Here is a 222-nt window from a genome sequence, read left to right on the forward strand (position 1 = left end):
CGACAACTCCATCGGCACCGGCGTTACCGCCAGCAACAACGGCAAGTTCCTCGGCGGTGTGCAGGCTGGTTACGACTGGCAGTTCGCTCCGAGCTGGGTGCTCGGTATCGAAGGTCAGTACTCCTGGCTGAGCGGATGCCCCAGGTCGCGAGCAGCGTCTCCAGCGGCCGGCCGTAGAGGAAGCGGATCACCGTGCGCTCGATCAGCACGCCGATCGCGCCG

The 222-nt window shown here is 66.2% G+C and carries 1 pseudogene; it reads left to right on the forward strand.

The features are described 5' to 3' along the window. A pseudogene (locus tag I5M_RS34315) lies at positions 1-136 on the forward strand (porin family protein); the annotation flags it as partial. Positions 137-222: the final 86 nt, after the last annotated feature.

The sequence above is a fragment of the Rhodopseudomonas sp. B29 genome, from assembly GCF_000333455.1.
Classification (GTDB): domain Bacteria; phylum Pseudomonadota; class Alphaproteobacteria; order Rhizobiales; family Xanthobacteraceae; genus Rhodopseudomonas.